Genomic DNA, 17,480 nt, shown 5'->3' with positions numbered 1-17,480 from the left:
GGTTCTCCTCGCGAATATGCTCAGATTGAGAAATGCGGCAGTACGAAAGTAGTTCGATGAAGGCAAGCGGCAAAGGCATGACGCGCGGACCGGGAGACCTGCGCGTCATTGCCTGCGGCATGATTGCCCGCGAGGTTTTGGCGGTTAAGGAGAAACTCGGCCTCGACCACCTCGATCTCAAATGCCTGCCGGCCGAACTGCACTATCATCCGGATCGGATTCCGGCGGCCATGGAGACGGCGATCGCCGAAGCCAGGGCCGAGGGGTTCCAGCATGTCTTTGTTGGCTACGGCGATTGCGGTACCGGCGGGCTGCTCGATCGCGTCCTGGAAAAGCATGGCGTGGAACGGATTGCCGGCCCCCATTGCTTCGCCTTCTATCAGGGCCTCGCCGCCTTCGAGGCACAGGGCGATGCCGATATGCTGGTCTTCTATATGACCGACTTCCTGTGCCGGCAGTTCGAGGCGTTCTTCATCAAGCCGCTAGGGCTCGACCGGCATCCGGAACTCGCGAAGGACTATTTCGGCAACTACGAAAAGCTGGTCTTTCTCGCGCAGACGGACGACCCCGATCTCGACAAGGTGGCGGAAGATGCGGCAAAGATGCTGGGCCTCGCTTATGAGCGCAGGTCGACGGGCTATGGCGATCTGACCAGGGCGCTCGACCGGGCCGCCACCGCGGTGAGGTGACGAGCGAGGGGCCGACGGCCTTTTCGTCAGCCCAACGCCCGGAGGCAAAGCATGGATTTCCGAACCCGCCTGTTCGCCGCGCTGCTGGCATTCGTCCCCTTGCCCGCGGCCGCCGACGGCGTCGTCGACAAGATCATGACCGCGGCCGACAAGACCCGGCTCGCCGGTTACGAGGCGGCCCGCACCAAGGCCATCGCCGAGGCGAAGGCCGGCGGCGGCGCACAAGACGTGGCCGTTCTCGACCAGATACTGGCGAAGCCCCCAATCTCCTTCTCGGATTTCGATATGACCGGGAACTGGCAGTGCCGCACAGTCAAGGTCGGCGGGCTCGGCGCGCTGGTGATCTATGGTTGGTTCAAGTGCAAGGTGACCGACGACGGCTCCGGCTGGATGCTGGAGAAGCTGACGGGCTCGCAACGCACCAAGGGGCGCTTCTATACCGAAAGCGACACGCGTCTCATCTATCTCGGCTCCTTCTACGTGGCCGGAGACCCCGCCAAACCCTATGGGAGCGGCCGTGAGAGCGATCAGGTCGGCTATGCCGTCCGCACCGGCCCGAGCGAATGGCGCATCGAACTGCCCCTGCCGGAATATGAATCCACGCTCGATGTGCTGGAGTTCAGGCGCTGACCCGTCATCAAGGTTTAACCGGCCGCGCCCATAGTGAGGCTTGCAGGCATCGCGTGGGAAATCGGGGCTGGGGCAGCACTGCATGAGGCAGGAGATCGCCGGACATGAAGGCGACGGGATAGGCGCGCCGCGACGGCGTCGACCTCGACGCCTGTCGCAGATCTTCGAAAAGATCGCCCGTGAGGCTGAAGGTCGCGTGTCTCTGGCGAGCATCCGCGACGGCCTCGGCGACCGCAGCTTCGCGGCCCTGCTGGTGCTTTTCGCCGCCTTCAACATGATCCCGCTGCCGCCCGGCGCTTCGGCCGTGCTCGGCCTGCCCATGGTCATCGTGGCCGCGCAGATGACGCTGGGCAGCCGGCGGGCCTGGTTGCCCGGCTTCGTGATGAACCGATCGATCTCGGCCGAGCAGTTCCGCACGGTCATCGACTGGGCGGTGCCACGGCTGGTGCGGCTGGAAGATGTGATCCGCCCTCGCTACTGGCCGTTCTGGCGGCGCCGCGGCGAGCGTGTCGTCGGCTTCGTCGCGCTCATAATGGCGATCGTGGTGACGCTGCCGATCCCGTTCGGCAACTGGCTGCCGGCCTGCACCACCGCGCTGCTCGGCCTCTCTTTGGTCGAGCGCGACGGCATCCTGCTCGCGATCGGCGGCGCGGTCGGCATCGCCGCGCTCGCGGTGACCTTCTTCGTGGTCGGCGCCGCGGGCGTCGCCACCCACGCCGCGCTCGGCTGGATGTTCTAGCCCGACCATCGGCTCGCCTCGCCACCAGACTTCGGAACGCCGCAGGATTTGCCTTTTGCGATACTGTCGCGCGTCGCTTTTGAATGCACCCGCGTCGTCCGATGAGAAGCGGGCCATGGCCCGTTGCGGCAATGCTCCGACAAACAGCGAAACGAGCAGCAAATGGCCGATCTCATTGTCGTCTACTGGCGTGATATCCCCGCCCAGGTCATCGTGAAGAAGGGCCGGCAGAGCGCCAAGCGCGAACTGCCGCTGCGATTCACCGAGGCGATCGACATGTGCGCCATGCGCACCGGAGCCGGCGATACCGACGCCTATCTCGCCGAATGGCGCAAGGCCGACCCCGTGCCTGTCGGCGACGATCTCGAAGCGGAGGCGGAGAAGGCCTTTCAGGCGCTCGATGCGAAATACGACCGGGAGCGGCTGGTCGCCCTGGTCAAGGCAGGCGGCAAGGAAGATGTCTGATACCCAGCCGATGGTGACCCAGGCGACGCTCGTCAAGAAGGCGGCGCCCAAATCCGACTACAAGCCGGCTGATGTCTCGCCGCAGAGGCGCGTGCAGCGCCGCTACACGATGCGGCTCTGGTCCGTGCGGCATTCGCGATTGCTCGAATGGTTCTACGGCCACTTCGCCGACATGTTCCTGCTGCTCCATCCCTTGTGGAAGGGCATCGGTTATGCGCGCGTCGAAGGACCGGTGACGTTCGTCGAGAAGCGGGTCAAAGGCCTGATGTTCGACTGCCGCATGTGCGGCCAATGCGTGCTCTCCTCGACCGGCATGTCCTGCCCGATGAACTGCCCGAAGCAGTTGCGCAACGGCCCCTGCGGCGGTGTGCGGGCCAATGGCAATTGCGAGGTCGAGCCCGACATGCCCTGCGTCTGGGTGAAGGCCTGGGAAGGGTCGCGCAACATGGTCCATGGCGACAACATCCTCGCAGTGCAGAAGCCGGTCGACCAGTCACTGCGCGAGACCTCGGCCTGGCTGCGCGTCACCGCGCTCGCCGCCGCGGAAAAGGACAAGGCCAGGACCGCGGCATGATCGAGAAACGCCCTCCCCAGCGCGACGAGAATCCGGAAGGCATACACCTGCCGCTCGAACCCTTGCCCGGCCATTCCTCGCGCGGCCGGCTGGAACGGGTGCTGCGTCGCGGCGAGTTCGCGGTCACGACCGAGCTCAACCCGCCGGACAGCGCCGACCCGGAAGACGTCTACAACCGCGCCAGGATCTTCGACGGCTGGGTCGACGGCATCAACGCGGTCGACGCCTCGGGCGCCAACTGCCACATGTCGTCGGTAGGCATCTGCGCCCTGCTGACCCGCATGGGTTATGCGCCGATCATGCAGATCGCCTGCCGCGACAAGAACCGCATCGCCATACAGGGCGACGTGCTGGGCGCGGCAGCCATGGGCGTGGGCAACATATTGTGCCTGACCGGCGACGGCGTGCAGGCAGGCGACCAGCCCGGGGCGAAACCCGTCTTCGACCTCGACTGCATGTCGCTGCTGGAGACCGTCCGTATCATGCGCGACAACGGCAAATTCCTGTCGGGCCGCAAGTTGACCACGCCGCCCCAGCTTTTCCTCGGCGCTGCCATCAACCCCTTCGCGCCGCCTTACGATTTCCGGCCTTACCGGCTGGGCAAAAAGATCGCCGCCGGCGCACAGTTCGTACAGAGCCAGTACTGCTTCGACGTGCCGATGTTCCGCGAATACATGAAGCGCGTGCGCGACCTCGGTTATGCCGAGAAGTGCTTCATCCTGGTCGGCGTCGGCCCGCTGGCATCGGCCAGAACCGCCCGCTGGATCCGCTCCAACGTGCCGGGAATCCACATCCCCGATGCGGTGGTCGAGCGGCTCGAAGGCGCGCAGGACCAGAAGAAGGAAGGCAAGAAGCTGGCGATCGACATCATCAACGAGGTGAAGGAGATCCAGGGCGTTTCCGGCATCCATGTGATGGCCTACCGCCAGGAGGAATATGTCGCCGAGATCGTCGACGAATCGGGCGTGCTGAAAGGGCGAAGGCCCTGGAAGCGCGAACCGCGCAGCGACGACCATGTGGTCGCCCAGCGGCTCGACCACATCCTGCATGACAACGTTACCGAGTCCCAGATCGACATGGTGAAGACCGCGCATTGAGTGAGTGTCAGGCGGCGCAGCTTGCTTGATAGGGCCCAGACAAAGACATAAAGAAATCTTTATATCCCACGGAGAGGATAATGACCCGTACCATCGTCGCCTCGGCGACCAAGGAAATCATCATCGGTTTCGACCAGCCGTTCTGCGTCATCGGCGAGCGCATCAACCCGACCGGCCGCAAGAAGCTGGCGGCCGAGATGGTGGCAGGCAATTTCGACACGGTCCGCAAGGACGCGCTGGAGCAGGCAGCAGCCGGCGCCACCATGCTCGACGTCAATGCCGGCGTGACCGCCGTGGACCCCAACGCGACCGAGCCGGCGCTGCTCGTCCGGACGCTGGAGATCGTCCAGGGACTCGTCGACCTGCCGCTGTCGATCGACAGTTCGGTGACAGCCGCCATCGAGGCCGCGCTGAAGGTCGCCAAGGGCCGGCCCCTGGTGAACTCCGTCACCGGCGAGGAGGAGAAGCTCGAAGCGATCCTGCCGCTGGTCAGGAAATACAACGTGCCCGTCGTGGCGATCTCCAATGACGAGACCGGCATCTCTATGGACCCGGACGTACGTTTCGCCGTGGCCAAGAAGATCGTCGAGCGGGCCGCCGACCATGGCATCCCGGCGCATGACGTGGTGGTCGATCCGCTTGTGATGCCCATCGGCGCGCTGGGCGACGCCGGCCGCCAGGTCTTCGCGCTGCTTCGCCGCCTGCGCGAGGAACTGAAGGTCAACACCACCTGCGGCCTGTCCAACATCTCCTTCGGCCTGCCGCACCGCCATGGCATCAACGCGGCCTTCATCCCCATGGTGATCGGCGCCGGCATGACCAGCGCCATCATGAATCCCTGCCGCCCCCAGGAAATGGAAGCAGTGCGCGGCGCCAACGTCCTGGCCGGCACGGACGAGCACTGCACGACCTGGATCAAGACCTACAAGGACTACAAACCGGCCGAAGGCGGCCATGCAGCCCCTGCCCCGGTCGCGGTCAACACGCCCGGCGACGCCGCCGCCGGCAACGGCGGACGGCGCCGCGGCGGCCGCGAGGCGCGGCTGGCGAGAGGGTAGATGAAGTGGTGCGTCCTTCGAGGCTCGCTTTGCTCGCTCCTCAGGATGAGGACGGAAGGCGCACTGCGTCCGCTACTTGGAGAACTCGGCCCGTCCGAACAGTCAGGACGACGGTAGGGTTGCTCCCAACATCTAGGGTTGGCGGATCCAAAATGCCGGGCCGCAACTTCCCTCATCCTGAGGAGCGAGCGAAGCGAGCCTCGAAGGACCCACCACCTTATTTGCTGAACAGCCTAAGGGGCCTTGGCGACAAGGTGGCCACGACGAGAAAGCTCCGGCAGAGATTCGTAGGCAAGCGCGATAAGCGCTTCTTTCTTGCGTCGCGACCATCCCTTCAGCTGCTGCTCACGCGCGATCGCATCGGTGATGCGGTCGTAGGTTTCCGTGAACACGAGCTCAACGGGGCGCCGCCTCGTGGTGTAGCCGTCGATAGGCAGGTTGTTGTGTTCCCAAACGCGTGCCTCGACAGCCTGCTTGGTCGACCCGACATAGTAGGAATCGTCAGCGCAGCGGAGAATGTAGACGGTCATCTCAAACGGCATCAGGCTCCCCCCTTGGAAACTCGCCCAGCTTCCAGGAGAAATTCTGCCACGAGCACGCATCGAATGACAACGTGTCGGCGTTTCAACGATCTGGTGCGTCCTTCGAGGCTCGCTTCGCTCGCACCTCAGAATGAGGACGGTCGGCACACTGCACTCCCCCATCCTGAGATGGGATCAAGAAGCGCACACCTTCCTCATCCTGAGGTGCGAGCGAAGCGAGCCTCGAAGGACGCACTCCCGTACCCTCGGCCAAAAAAAGCGAGCCAATCTCCTCGCCTTGAGGACAAAATAAAACGCGCCGACCTTCCTCACCTTGAGGAGCGAGCGAAGCGAGCCTCGAAGGAGGCACCAAATTGAACCCTCCCCCCAACATCACCGACCCGCTCGTCCTGTTCATGCCGTCAGGCAAGCGCGGGCGGTTCCCGAGAGGCACGCCCATCCTCGACGCGGCACGTTCCCTCGGCGTCTATGTCGAGAGCGTGTGCGGCGGGCGCGCCACCTGCGGACGTTGCCAGATCGAGGTGCAGCAAGGCAATTTCGCCAAGCACAAGATCGTCTCCTCGCTCGAGCACATATCTCCCAAGGGAGCAAAGGAAGAGCGTTACGAGCGCGTCCGCGGCCTGCCGGAAGGCCGCCGCCTCTCCTGCTCGGCGACGGTCGAGGGCGATCTTGTCGTCGACGTGCCGCAGGACACGGTCATCAACGCCCAGGTCGTGCGCAAGGCGGCGACCGACCGCGTGATCGAGCGCAACGCCGCCGTCCAGCTCTGCTATGTCGAAGTGGACGAGCCGGACATGCACAAGCCGCTCGGCGATCTCGACCGGCTGAAGGCAATGCTGGAGAAGGACTGGGGCTGGAAGGACCTGCTGATCGCCCCGCACCTGATCCCGCAGGTACAGTCGATCCTGCGCAAGGGCAATTGGGGCGTCACCGCTGCCATCCATCGCGATATGGACACCTCCCGCCCCTTCATTATCGGCCTGTTCCCGGGGCTGAAGAACGAAGCTTACGGCATAGCCTGCGACATCGGATCGACCACGATCGCGATGCATCTGGTGTCGTTGCTCTCAGGGCGCATCGCGGCCTCCTCCGGCACGTCGAACCCGCAGATCCGCTTCGGCGAAGACCTGATGAGCCGCGTGTCCTATGTGATGATGAACCCGGACGGCCGCGAGGCCATGACCAAGGCGGTGCGCGAGGCGGTCAACACGCTGATCGGCAAGGTCTGCGCGGAAGGCGACGTCAATCGCGAAGACATCTTCGACTGTGTCTTCGTCGCCAATCCGATCATGCACCATCTGTTCCTCGGCATCGACCCGACCGAACTCGGCCAGGCTCCCTTCGCGCTCGCCGTCTCGGGCTCGCTGCAGTACTGGGCGCATGAGGTGGATATTGCCGTCAATCGCGGCGCGCGCCTCTACATGCTCCCGTGCATCGCCGGTCATGTCGGCGCCGACGCGGCCGGCGCGACGCTGTCGGAAGGCCCATATCGCCAGGACAAGATGATGCTGCTGGTCGACGTCGGCACCAATGCCGAAATCGTGCTCGGCAACAGCACGCGCGTGGTGGCGGCCTCCTCGCCGACCGGACCCGCCTTCGAAGGCGCGGAGATCTCCTCCGGCCAGCGCGCTGCCCCCGGCGCGATCGAGCGCGTGCGCATCGATCCCGAGACGCTGGAGCCGAAGTTCCGGGTCATCGGCGTCGACAAGTGGTCCGACGAGGAAGGCTTCGAGGCCGCTGCCGCCGCGACAGGCGTCACCGGCATCTGCGGTTCCGCCATCATCGAGGTCGTCGCCGAGATGTATCTCACCGGGATCATCTCCGAAGACGGCGTCGTCGACGGCGCGCTCGCCGAAAGAAGCCCACGCATCATCCAGAACGGCCGCACCTTCTCCTACCTGCTTCGCGACGGCGAACCGCGCATCACGGTCACGCAGAACGACGTTCGCGCCATCCAGCTTGCCAAAGCAGCGCTCTATGCCGGCGTGAAGCTCTTGATGGAAAAACAGGGCATCGATCACGTCGACATCATCCGCTTCGCCGGCGCATTCGGTTCGTTCATCGATCCGAAATATGCGATGGTTCTCGGCCTGATCCCCGACTGCGATCTTTCGGAAGTGAAGGCGGTCGGCAATGCGGCCGGCACCGGGGCGCTCATGGCGCTGCTCAACCGCAACCATCGCCGCGAGATCGAGACGGAAGTCGCGCGCATCGAGAAGATCGAGACGGCGCTCGAACCCAACTTCCAGCAACTCTTCGTCAACGCCATGGCGCTGCCGAACAAGGTCGATCCATTCCCGAAGCTCACCGAGCAGGTGAAGCTTCCGCTACGCAAGGCGGCAACCGAGACGGGCGAGCCCGGCGACGGAGCGCCGCGCCGGCGCTCGCGCGAAGAACGGGCGGCGCGGCGCAGAGGTTGACGGCACCCTGCGAGGCTTGGAGTTCCGCGATAGCGGCGCGCCAATGTTTCAGCCCGGTAACAGAAACGGCCAAGGTTGGTGCCCTGCCGCAATCGTCCGGATACACGGCCGCCCCATCATCGTGACAGAAAGCTGTTTCCTCGAACTGGCTAATTCTCGACCTCAGCGTCCGTGGGCACCATGGCGGGGGCTGCCATTGGGCAGGGCGCTCGGCGCCACCGGAGACCAATCCGGTGGCGCTGCTTGCCGGAGGGGCTAGCCATCCGCCGGGGGGCGGTTGACTTTCCCGACAGGTCAGTCAGGCTCGGCGATCCCGCCACAGCCGCAGATCCCGCGCCGATGGAACAAACTGCATGCCGAGCCTGAAAAGCCATTTCGTCGCCTTCATCCTCAAGCACAGCCGCAAGAAAGCCTTCACCAGCCCCGAAGGGCTGCATCGCTGGATAGCCCGTTCGCGCCGGACGCAGGACCATCGGCCCCCGCCGAAGATCGCGGCCCGGATCGCCACGACATGCCGCGAGGTCCAAGGGTTCCCGGTCTACGAGGTTACCCCGAAGACGTTTGGCGACATGCGGATTCTCTACCTTCACGGCGGCGCCTATGTCTTTGAAATCACGAAATTTCACTGGGCTCTGATCGCCGAGATGGCCGAGAGGCTCGGGGCGCGGATCACGGTTCCCGTCTACCCGCTGGCGCCCGAGCATGATTTTCACGCCATGTTCGGCATGGTCGGCGAAGTCTATCGCGGCATGCTCGACGAGACGCCGGAAAACGACATCGTCTTCATGGGAGATTCGGCAGGCGGCAACATGGCCGTGGTGTTGACCATGATGGCGGTTCGGGAGGGCTTGCCGGCGCCCGCCCGTCATGTGCTGATCTCGCCCGGCCTTGACATGACGCTCGCCAACCCCGCCTTGCACGCGGTCGAGCGCATCGATCCGTGGCTGGGGATACCAGGCGGGCTCGAGGCGGTCCGCCTCTACAGTGCCGGCATCGAGCGGACGGACTGGCGCATCAGTCCGCTCTACGGCGACCTGTCAGTGTTGCCCAGGACGCTGCTTTTCACCGGGACGCGCGACATCCTCAATCCGGACAGCCTTATCTTCGCCGAGCGTGCGCGCGCCGCCGGCATCGATGTGGATCTCGTTTCGGAGCCCGGCATGATCCATGTCTGGCCGCTGATCGACATGCCCGAAGCCCGCCGCGCGCGCGACCGCATGGTCACCTTCCTTGGCGATATCGGCGGGGCCGGAAAGTCGACGCCGGCCCCGGTCAGAACCGCCCCGTCTCCCTGAACACCTCGAACGCGGCACGGATGTGGTCCGCGGCGGCCTTGACCGGGGGGATGGCGTCGGGCGCGACGATCATGGCAAGGCTGTAGGTGCCGATGTCGGGCATGCCGTCCTTGGGCGTGAGTTCGACCATCTCGGAGCCGAGGAAGGATTTCGGCAGCGGCGCGACCGCGAGATCGGCCAAGATGGCGGCGCGTTGCCCGGCCGTGTGGGCGCTCATATAGGCGACCCGATAGTTGCGCCCTTCCCGCCCGAGCGCCTCCAGCGCACCGGCGCGCCAGGCGCAGCCTTCTTCCCACAGCGAAACCGGAAGCGGCTCGCGCAGATGCGCACAGCCGCCCTTCGCGCCGGCCCAGACGATCGGCTCCGTGAGCAGGATCTCCGTCCCCTCCATGCTCACCTTGAAGGAGTTGGTGAGCAGCGTGATGTCGAGCGTGCGGTCGTCCATGCGGCGGCGCAGGTTGCTGCTCTGGTCGATGACGACATCCACCGCGATCGAAGGATGCGACTGCGCAAAGCGCTTAAGCACGTGCGGCAGGACCCGCTCGCCATAATCGTCGGGAGAACCTAGCCGAACCACGCCGGTGATGTCGGGCACTATGAATTTCGACACCGCCTCGCGGTTGATGGCCAGCATGCGCCGGGCATAGCCGAGCAACATCTCGCCTTCGGTCGTCAGCGAGACCGAGCGTGCGTCGCGCGAGAAGACCGCGCGCCCAAGGATGTCCTCCAGCTTCTTGATCTGCATGGAGACAGCCGACGGCGTGCGGAACACGGCGTTGGCTGCCGAGGTAAAGCTGCCGGTTTCGGCGATGGCGACGAATGTGCGCAGCACATCCAGGTCGAGCAGCGGCAGAGGATGGTTCAGTGGCGCGGTCATCACGGACACTCTTCAATTTTATTGATTGAGACGATCATTTCATTTCGATTGATTGAACATCAATCCGGAGGGATAGTCAAGCTGCGGACGGACAGATGGCCCGCCCGCCGGACAGAGGAGAAAGGACATGTCGATCTATTCAGCATTGAGCCGCTTCGCCGAGGAGTGGCGCGTGGCCCGCGCCGAGGCGCGTACCTATCGCATCATCGGATCGCTCCCGCTCGAGGTGCAGAAGGACATCGGCTGGCCGGACAGTCCCCGCACACGCAACTATCCGTTGACGCTCGGCTCCTGGGCCGGAGACAAGTGAGGTGAACATGCGTCGAGCGGGGCGCCTGCCGGGTTGCAACCCTCCGGCAGGCGCATCTTTTCGCAGATGCGGAACGCCCGAAGCTATGCATTTGTCGCATGACGCGTTTGAGTGCGTCGCATATCAGGTCAGATTCGAAACTAATCCGTTGTCACAGCTGTGATATTTCCCGCCGGAAGCGCCTGCGCGACGCCAGCTATGTCGCTTTTCATATCAAGCGCTTCGCTTTTTGCGCGTTGTTTGCGTCGCACAATCCCTATATCCGCGCCATCAACGAGCTGCCCCACTCCACAACGCGAAGGCACCCCGTGTAAACGACTGCATGGAGCTGTGTCATGAAACTGTTTTCCCGCATTTTCGCCGCCCGCCGCCGGACCAACCTGACCACCGAGCTTGAGCGGCAGCGCCTGGGCAACACCATGCCCGGCCAGACGGCGGCGATAGCCGGCGCACGGCTCGGAGTCTTCGTCGGCTGACCACCAGCGCGCTCGACCCGGCGCGCTCGACAATGAAGCGCCGCGCGTCCACTTGGACGCGCAACGGTCGCCCCATCACTGTTGATCCGCGCATCGTGCCTCGGAAGATCGAGCATGGCTTCCGCGTCGATGCGGTGGCCCGGCACCCGGCCAGCGCGCGAACACCCGCAATGATAGACGACACCGTTCCGGCACCACCGGGACGGTGTCCTGGTTTTCGGCTTTGGGCTCCTCTCTGGTCCCAAAGCGGCATCTGTCGCAAATATTGCTCGGCGGAGCCCATGCAGAGCGTTGACAACAATGTGCTTTCCTGATGACGCTTTGCTGATCGCGACATCAGGTTCGCGTCATGAACGGTGTGTGGAGGCTCCGTGAACGCCATCAAGCATCCGATCAAGAGATCGCTGGTCTTTTTCCTCGTCCCCGATTTCACCATGGTCGCCTTCGCGACGGCGCTCGAGCCGCTGCGCATCGCAAATCGCATGCTGGGCTACGAAGCCTATCGGTGGCGTCTGGCCAGCACCGACGGGAAGTCTGTACCTGCCTCCAACGGCGTGCTCTGCGCGGTCAACACCTCGCTCGAGGAGGAACGCCGCAAGATGGCCGGGCCTGACCGTCCCTCCATGGTCATCGTCTGCAGCGGCATAAATGTCGAAACCTATCACAACAAGTCGGCCTTCGCCTGGCTGCGCGAGGAGTATAACCGCGGCGTGGCGATCGGCGGCCTGTGCACGGGCGCCCATGTGCTGGCGGCGGCGGGACTTCTGTCCAACAAGCGCTGCGCCATCCATTGGGAGAACCTTCCGGGCTTTTCCGAGGCCTTCCCGAAAGTGAACGTCTTTGCCGACCTGTTCGAGGTCGACCAGAACATCTATACCTGCGCAGGCGGTACGGCCGCCCTCGACATGATGCTGAAACTGATCGGCGACGACTTCGACGATGGACTGGTCAATCGCGTTTGCGAGCAGGTGCTGACCGATCGCGTGCGCAGCCCGACGGACCGTCAGCGGCTGCCGCTCCGGGCACGCCTCGGCGTTCAGAACGCCAAGGTGCTGAGCATCATCGAACTCATGGAGGGCAACCTCGCCGAGCCGCTATCGCTCATCGAGATCGCGGACGACGTCGGTCTCTCCCGCCGCCAGATCGAGAGGCTCTTCCGTCAGGAGATGGGTCGCTCGCCGGCGCGCTATTATCTCGAGATCCGGCTCGACCGGGCGCGTCACCTGTTGATCCAGTCGTCGTTGCCCGTCGTGGAAGTGGCGGTCGCCTGTGGCTTCGTCTCGGCGTCGCATTTCTCGAAATGCTACCGGGAACTCTATTCCCGCTCGCCCCAGCAGGAGCGCGTCGATCGCAAGCAGTTGCTTGCCGCGTGAAGTGAGGGTCGCAACGATATGCGTCTGAAACCAGAGGCGCCTCATTCATTGCAGGGGCGGCCTACCGCGAATCCCACATGCCCGAGCGATCGCGCCAGAGCTTCTCGCCGACCATGCAGTCATAGGAAGACCTCGCATCCGCAAGGATAACGGGCGGGTGCGCGGCTACCTCGCCGGCCTGACGCTGCCAGGCAGGACCTGCAAGCTCCAGCACGAGCTTGCGGCGCACCGCCTCGGGGAACTGCGACCAGCCGTTGACCGGGATCATGAAGGCGCCCGGCCCGCCGATCACGCAATCATTGTAGTAGCGGTCGAGGTCCGCGACGTCATAGGCGCTGATCAAGCCGCTGTTGGTCATCAGCGGCAGGCCGTTGATGACGATCCCCTGCGCAACCACCGTGTCTCGGACGAGGTCCACGGGAGCGCCCTGGTTGTTCGGTCCATCGCCGGAGATGTCGATGACGCGCTTGGCGCCCTGGAACGGGCTTTCGGCGAAGAGGTCGGAACCGAACTCCAGAGCACTGGAGATCGAGGTACGGCGTGCGCTGTTCGGCGGCGTCGCCGACAGCTTGGCCGCGACAGCCTCGGCATCATCGCGCGTTTCGATGATCGTCCAGGGTACCACGACACGCTGGGTGGTCGTGCCCGCCCACTCGAAATAGGTTACGGCGATCCTGCCGTTCATGCCTTGCCTGATGGCATCGAGCACGCGCTTGTCGGTGAGGGCAGCCGCATAGCCTTCGCGCTGGATCTCGAGTTCCCCCGGAGACATCGACAGCGAAACGTCGACGGCAAGAACGAGTTCGACGTCGACCGGCTCCGCCGCAATGGCCTGCTCCAATGCAAGGCCAGTGAGCGCGAGCGCTGCGCAGGTCAGTGTCCGCCATGGGCGAAGCAACGTCGACATCAGGGCAGTATAGGTGAGGGATTGCCTGAAGAAAGAAAGCCAACCCGTGAAAAGGCCGGCTTCATCTTCACTTTTCCGCGACCTGCCGGGTCGAGGGATGGAGCGGGGCCTGACCCCAATCCCGAGCCGGCAGCCCTCAGCTCCGCGGCTTCAGGTTGTCCGGATCGTAGAGCGGTTTGTAGCCGATCGCCACCACCTCCACCGGATAGGTCTCTGCGAAATACTCCACGGCGAGCTTGCGGCCTTCCTGGCAATAGGCCCAGGGCAGATAGGCGAGCGCGATGTTCTTGCCGATGGTCGGACCATAGGCGACCGACGTCGTGAAGGAGCGGCGGCCAAGTTCGTCGACAAGTGTGGCGCCCGTCTCCGGGTCCATCACCGGCATCGTGCCGACCGGATAGCGCGCGACGTCCCTGGAATCGATATTGTCCGTCATGACGAGCGTGCAAAGCATGGCGGGCTGGTGGGTCCGGGCACGGTACTCCAGATGCTTCGCCTTGCCGCGGAAATCGGCTTCCTTCACCTTCGGCCGCGCGAGATCCGCCTCGAAGAGATTGTACTCGGTCAGGAGATCGGCGTTCTGGAGGCGCAGGCTCTTCTCCATGCGACGGCTGTTGGCGTAGGTCTCGACGCCGAAGGCCATCACGCCGGTCGACCGCAGCGCGTCCCACACGGCCAGCCCGTCCTCATAGGCCATGTGCAGTTCCCAGCCCTGCTCTCCGACATAGGAGATGCGGAAGGCCGTCACGTCCTTGCCGGCGATCCGGACATGCTTGATCGCCGCAAAGGGGAAATTCTCCGGCGAGAGGCCGTCCGGATCCTCCACGACCTTCTGCAGCGTCCGGCGGGCATTCGGCCCCCAGATGCCCACCGTAACGTTCTTCTCGGTCACGTCGGTCACCGTCACGTCGAAGCCTTTGTCGGTGGCAACCCGGCGCATATAGTTGAAGTCGCGCGGACCGGCATCGGCGCCGTCGATCACGCGGCAGCGGTCGGCCATGCGGATGACCGTCAGGTCGGCGCGCACCATGCCCTCGTCGTCGAGGAAATGGTTGTAGATGCCCTTGCCGATCATGGCGTCGCCGCCGATCCTGGCCGCGCACAGCCACTCCATCAGCGCCACGTGATCCGGGCCCTCGACATCGTAGATGGCAAAATGCGACAGGTTCACGATGCCGCAATCCTCGCTCATGGCGAGATGCTCGGCATTCGAGACGCGCCAGAAATGGCGGTTGTCCCACTCGTTCTCGCGCTTCGGCACGCGGTTCCCGTATTTCTCCAAAAGATGCTCGTTGGCGGCGTAGCCATGGGCGCGCTCCCAGCCGCCCAGTTCCATGAAATAGCCGCCGAGTTCCTTCTCGCGTTCCCAGAAGGGCGAGCGGCGCACATCGCGGCCGGTCGCATAGGGCTCGCGCGGATGGACCGCCGGGTTGTAGACCTTCTGCGCCGCCTCGCCGCAGCGTCCTACTATGAAGGTCTCCTCCATCTGGTGCGGATAGAAGCGCGCATAGTCTATGCGTGCATGGTCGATCGGCGTCCGGCCGTCGGTCATCCAGTCGGCGACGAGCTTGCCCATGCCGGGGCCGTCCTTGACCCAGATGGCGACGGCGTACCAGAGCCCCCTCACCTTCTGGCTTTCGCCGATGGAGGGGCCGCCATCGGCCGTCACCTGCAGTAGCCCGTTGAAGGAGTGGCTTTCATTGTAGCCCAACTCGCCCAGGATCGGCGTGAGTTCCATGGCGCGTTCGAGCGGCGCCATGATCTGTTCCATATCGAGATCGCGCTGCGAGGGCGACAGGCGGGCCTGATCCTTTTCCAGGAGATCGCGCGGATGGCACAGGCGCGGATTGGTCTCCTCGTAGTATCCCCATTCGATCTGTCCGCCCTCGGCGGTCTTCGGGTCGCCGGTGTCGCGCATATAGGCCGAGTTGCCCTGATCGCGCAGCAGCGGCCAGCCGATCTCCTTGCCGGTGCCGGCGAATTCGTCATACGGCCCGAAGAAGGTGAGCGGATGGTCGACCGGCATGACCGGCAGGTCCTCGCCAGCCATTTCGGCGATCAGGCGTCCCCAGAGGCCGGCGCAGACCACGACATGCTCAGCCATGATGGTGCCGCGATCCGTCACCACGCCCTTGATGCGGCCGTCCTCGATGAGGAGGGATTTGGCGGGCGTGTTGGCGAAGGCCTTCAACTTGCCGGCGGCCTCGGCCTGGTCGACCAGCTTGCCGGCGACGGTCTGCGAGCGCGGTATCACCAGGCCCGCATCCGGGTCCCAAAGGCCGCCCTGTACAAGGCTCTCCTCAATAAGCGGGAACTTCTCCTTGATCTCGGCAGGTTCGATCAGCCGGGCCCGTGTACCGAATGCCTTCGCCGAACCGACCTTGCGCCGGATCTCCTCCATGCGGTCGTCGTCGCTGACGCGGGCAACTTCGAGACCGCCGACGCGCGCGTAATGGCCCATCTTCTCGTAGAAATCGATGGAGTAAAGCGTCGTCCAGCACGACAGGAAATCATGGCTCGTCGTGTAGCAGAAGTCGGAAGCATGTGCCGTCGAACCGATGTCGGTCGGTATGCCCGATTTGTCGATGCCGACGATGTCGTCCCATCCGCGCTCGATGAGGTGATGGGCGACCGATGCGCCCACGATGCCGCCCAGTCCGACGATGACGACCTTCGCCTTTTCCGGAAACCCTGCCATAAGACGCGACTCCGCGATGATGTTGCCGGCGGACTATAGGTCGGGGCGGCGGCGCGACTGCAGCCTGTTTGCGACATCGCCAAAAAACCGCGCGACCAAAATCATGTCGGCTGCCCGCCAGAGGGTCAAGCGCGGGCCGCGGCAATGTCGAAACGCGGCTTCCACATGGTGGCCAGCACCACCGCCATGGCGGCGATGGACACGAAGTAAAAGCGGTCGTCAGGCAAGGGAAAGCTGGCGAACTTGCCGAGCGTGCCGATGACGAGCGCGAAGACCAGCGCATTGGCGCGCTCGGTACCCGTCCTTCCGATGCGATTGAGCAGAGCCCAGGCCGCGATCAGCAGCGCGAAGATCGCCGGCCAGTCATTTTCCATGATCGCCACCAGCACGCCGCGTGTATAGCCGCGCATGAAGGCGCCGAACGAAAAGTCCGGATGGAAGTTCGTCATCGAGTTCTGGACCTCGACGCAGGAGAAGTAGAAATGCGCCCACCATCCCGGGTGCCCGCCGAACCTGGACATGGCCACGCAGGCCGCCAGCCCGACGACGAAGGTCACCAGGAGCGGAAGGACACGCCAGCCGAAGGCGATGGCCGTCAGAAGAAGGGCGAAGACGAGCACGATGTTGTCCGGCCGGATCAGGACGGAGACAAGGAGGACGACGCAGGCCGCTATATCGCGCTTGCTCGCGAAGAGCAGAATGGCGAGCAGCGAGACGAATGACACCAGCATGTCGGGAACGACGGCCGTTGTCATGTGGGCATAGCCGGCGAGCATCAGGACCGGCGCCAGAAGGAAGGCCCCCTGCAGGGCATCGTCGCGGCCGAGCAGCCACAGGCACAGCGCGCCGAGCGCGAGCGACGGCAATATGCTCAGCAGCATCGACGCCTTGACCAGACCGGTCAGCGGCTCGAGAGCCTCGATGAGTGCGACATAGGCGACCTTCACCCGATACATCGATAGCTGCGACTGGAAGTCGGCCGGATTCTCCCATTGATGCTTGTTGTAGGGGGTGCCGTATTGGAGGTGGTAGAGCTGGGACTGGCTCGCCCCCTCCGAGACGCGCTTCCAGGTCTCGGCATGCAACTTCGCCGGATCAGGGTGGCGGTCCTCGAGTGCGGCGGCGACATAGGCCACCATGTCCCAATTGTAGTCGGGGCGCACGAGCGCATAGGCCGAGACCAGCAGGCAGATCGCGGCGAAGAACACGACGGCCAGGCGATCCAGCAGAACCTTGCTGCCCGCGGCCCGCATCAGGAGCCTTGCGGGCATTGTTCCCAAAGCCCAGCCGATCGCCGTGCGTTCGATGGCCGTCATGGACAAGTTCCCTT

Annotated in this window: 17 protein-coding genes; 12 read left to right on the top strand and 5 right to left on the bottom strand. The window is 64.3% G+C overall.

Going from position 1 to position 17,480, the window contains the following annotated elements:
- Positions 1 to 56 precede the first annotated feature (56 nt).
- The 7 genes from JN302_RS20555 (at position 57) to JN302_RS20525 (ending at position 5,252) form a co-directional block, all read left to right on the top strand.
- Positions 57 to 689, top strand: a complete 633-nt coding sequence (locus tag JN302_RS20555; protein ID WP_202328800.1) for a DUF1638 domain-containing protein — start codon at positions 57 to 59, stop codon at positions 687 to 689.
- Between the two features lie 51 nt (positions 690 to 740).
- Positions 741 to 1,319 (top strand): DUF4893 domain-containing protein, encoded by a 579-nt coding sequence (locus JN302_RS20550; RefSeq protein ID WP_202304523.1) that lies wholly within the window; start codon positions 741 to 743, stop codon positions 1,317 to 1,319.
- Positions 1,320 to 1,401: 82 nt separating this feature from the next.
- Positions 1,402 to 2,058, top strand: coding sequence for an exopolysaccharide biosynthesis protein (locus JN302_RS20545; protein WP_202304521.1), 657 nt, complete (start codon positions 1,402 to 1,404; stop codon positions 2,056 to 2,058).
- A gap of 162 nt (positions 2,059 to 2,220) precedes the next feature.
- Positions 2,221 to 2,523 carry a virulence factor gene (locus JN302_RS20540; RefSeq protein ID WP_202304519.1) on the top strand — a complete coding sequence of 101 codons (303 nt, stop codon included), beginning with the start codon at positions 2,221 to 2,223 and terminating at the stop codon, positions 2,521 to 2,523.
- Complete coding sequence (locus tag JN302_RS20535; protein ID WP_202304517.1) at positions 2,516 to 3,097, top strand: methylenetetrahydrofolate reductase C-terminal domain-containing protein; 582 nt, start codon at positions 2,516 to 2,518, stop codon at positions 3,095 to 3,097. The genes JN302_RS20540 and JN302_RS20535 overlap by 8 nt, the downstream gene beginning before the upstream one ends.
- Complete coding sequence (locus JN302_RS20530; protein WP_202304515.1) at positions 3,094 to 4,194, top strand: methylenetetrahydrofolate reductase; 1,101 nt, start codon at positions 3,094 to 3,096, stop codon at positions 4,192 to 4,194. The genes JN302_RS20535 and JN302_RS20530 overlap by 4 nt, the downstream gene beginning before the upstream one ends.
- An 80-nt stretch (positions 4,195 to 4,274) precedes the next feature.
- Positions 4,275 to 5,252: a methyltetrahydrofolate cobalamin methyltransferase gene (locus JN302_RS20525; protein ID WP_202304513.1), complete on the top strand. Its 978-nt coding sequence runs from the start codon at positions 4,275 to 4,277 to the stop codon at positions 5,250 to 5,252.
- A 233-nt stretch (positions 5,253 to 5,485) separates the two neighbouring features.
- Here the strand turns inward: JN302_RS20525 and JN302_RS20520 are convergent, their stop codons facing one another.
- Complete coding sequence (locus JN302_RS20520) at positions 5,486 to 5,794, bottom strand: GIY-YIG nuclease family protein (protein WP_202328799.1); 309 nt, start codon at positions 5,792 to 5,794, stop codon at positions 5,486 to 5,488.
- A 395-nt stretch (positions 5,795 to 6,189) separates the two neighbouring features.
- On the opposite strand from JN302_RS20520, the gene JN302_RS20515 reads away from it, so the two are divergent.
- Both JN302_RS20515 and JN302_RS20510 read left to right on the top strand, forming a co-directional pair.
- Entirely contained in the window at positions 6,190 to 8,214 is a 2,025-nt protein-coding gene (locus JN302_RS20515; RefSeq protein WP_202334377.1) for an ASKHA domain-containing protein, read from the top strand.
- A 353-nt stretch (positions 8,215 to 8,567) separates the two neighbouring features.
- Entirely contained in the window at positions 8,568 to 9,509 is a 942-nt protein-coding gene (locus JN302_RS20510; RefSeq protein ID WP_202328798.1) for an alpha/beta hydrolase, read from the top strand.
- On the opposite strand, the gene JN302_RS20505 is transcribed toward JN302_RS20510, so the two are convergent.
- On the bottom strand, positions 9,487 to 10,386 hold the full coding sequence (locus JN302_RS20505) for a LysR substrate-binding domain-containing protein (RefSeq protein ID WP_202304507.1): 900 nt from the start codon (positions 10,384 to 10,386) through the stop codon (positions 9,487 to 9,489). The two genes, JN302_RS20510 and JN302_RS20505, sit on opposite strands and share 23 nt — an antisense overlap.
- A 127-nt stretch (positions 10,387 to 10,513) precedes the next feature.
- Here JN302_RS20505 and JN302_RS20500 point away from each other — a divergent pair, with 127 nt between their 5' ends.
- From JN302_RS20500 to JN302_RS39990, 3 genes are all read left to right on the top strand, one after another.
- Complete coding sequence (locus tag JN302_RS20500) at positions 10,514 to 10,696, top strand: hypothetical protein (protein WP_202304505.1); 183 nt, start codon at positions 10,514 to 10,516, stop codon at positions 10,694 to 10,696.
- 335 nt (positions 10,697 to 11,031) lie between these two features.
- Positions 11,032 to 11,172: a hypothetical protein gene (locus JN302_RS20495; RefSeq protein ID WP_202304503.1), complete on the top strand. Its 141-nt coding sequence runs from the start codon at positions 11,032 to 11,034 to the stop codon at positions 11,170 to 11,172.
- Positions 11,173 to 11,606: 434 nt separating this feature from the next.
- Positions 11,607 to 12,545, top strand: a complete 939-nt coding sequence (locus JN302_RS39990; protein ID WP_446720763.1) for a GlxA family transcriptional regulator — start codon at positions 11,607 to 11,609, stop codon at positions 12,543 to 12,545.
- Positions 12,546 to 12,606: 61 nt separating this feature from the next.
- Here JN302_RS39990 and JN302_RS20485 read toward each other — a convergent pair whose 3' ends face one another.
- The 3 genes from JN302_RS20485 to JN302_RS20475 all read right to left on the bottom strand — a co-directional run bounded on the left by JN302_RS20485 (position 12,607) and on the right by JN302_RS20475 (position 17,466).
- Positions 12,607 to 13,452 (bottom strand): DUF1194 domain-containing protein, encoded by an 846-nt coding sequence (locus JN302_RS20485; protein WP_202328796.1) that lies wholly within the window; start codon positions 13,450 to 13,452, stop codon positions 12,607 to 12,609.
- A gap of 136 nt (positions 13,453 to 13,588) precedes the next feature.
- Positions 13,589 to 16,150: a GcvT family protein gene (locus tag JN302_RS20480; protein ID WP_202328795.1), complete on the bottom strand. Its 2,562-nt coding sequence runs from the start codon at positions 16,148 to 16,150 to the stop codon at positions 13,589 to 13,591.
- Between the two features lie 125 nt (positions 16,151 to 16,275).
- The gene (locus JN302_RS20475) at positions 16,276 to 17,466 is read right to left on the bottom strand and encodes a hypothetical protein (protein WP_202328794.1); all 1,191 of its coding nucleotides are present in this window, start codon (positions 17,464 to 17,466) and stop codon (positions 16,276 to 16,278) included.
- Between the last annotated feature and the right edge of the window lie 14 nt (positions 17,467 to 17,480).

The sequence above is a fragment of the Mesorhizobium sp. L-8-3 genome (assembly GCF_016756615.1).
Lineage (GTDB): Bacteria > Pseudomonadota > Alphaproteobacteria > Rhizobiales > Rhizobiaceae.
This window is presented reverse-complemented; position numbering and strand designations above follow the sequence as displayed.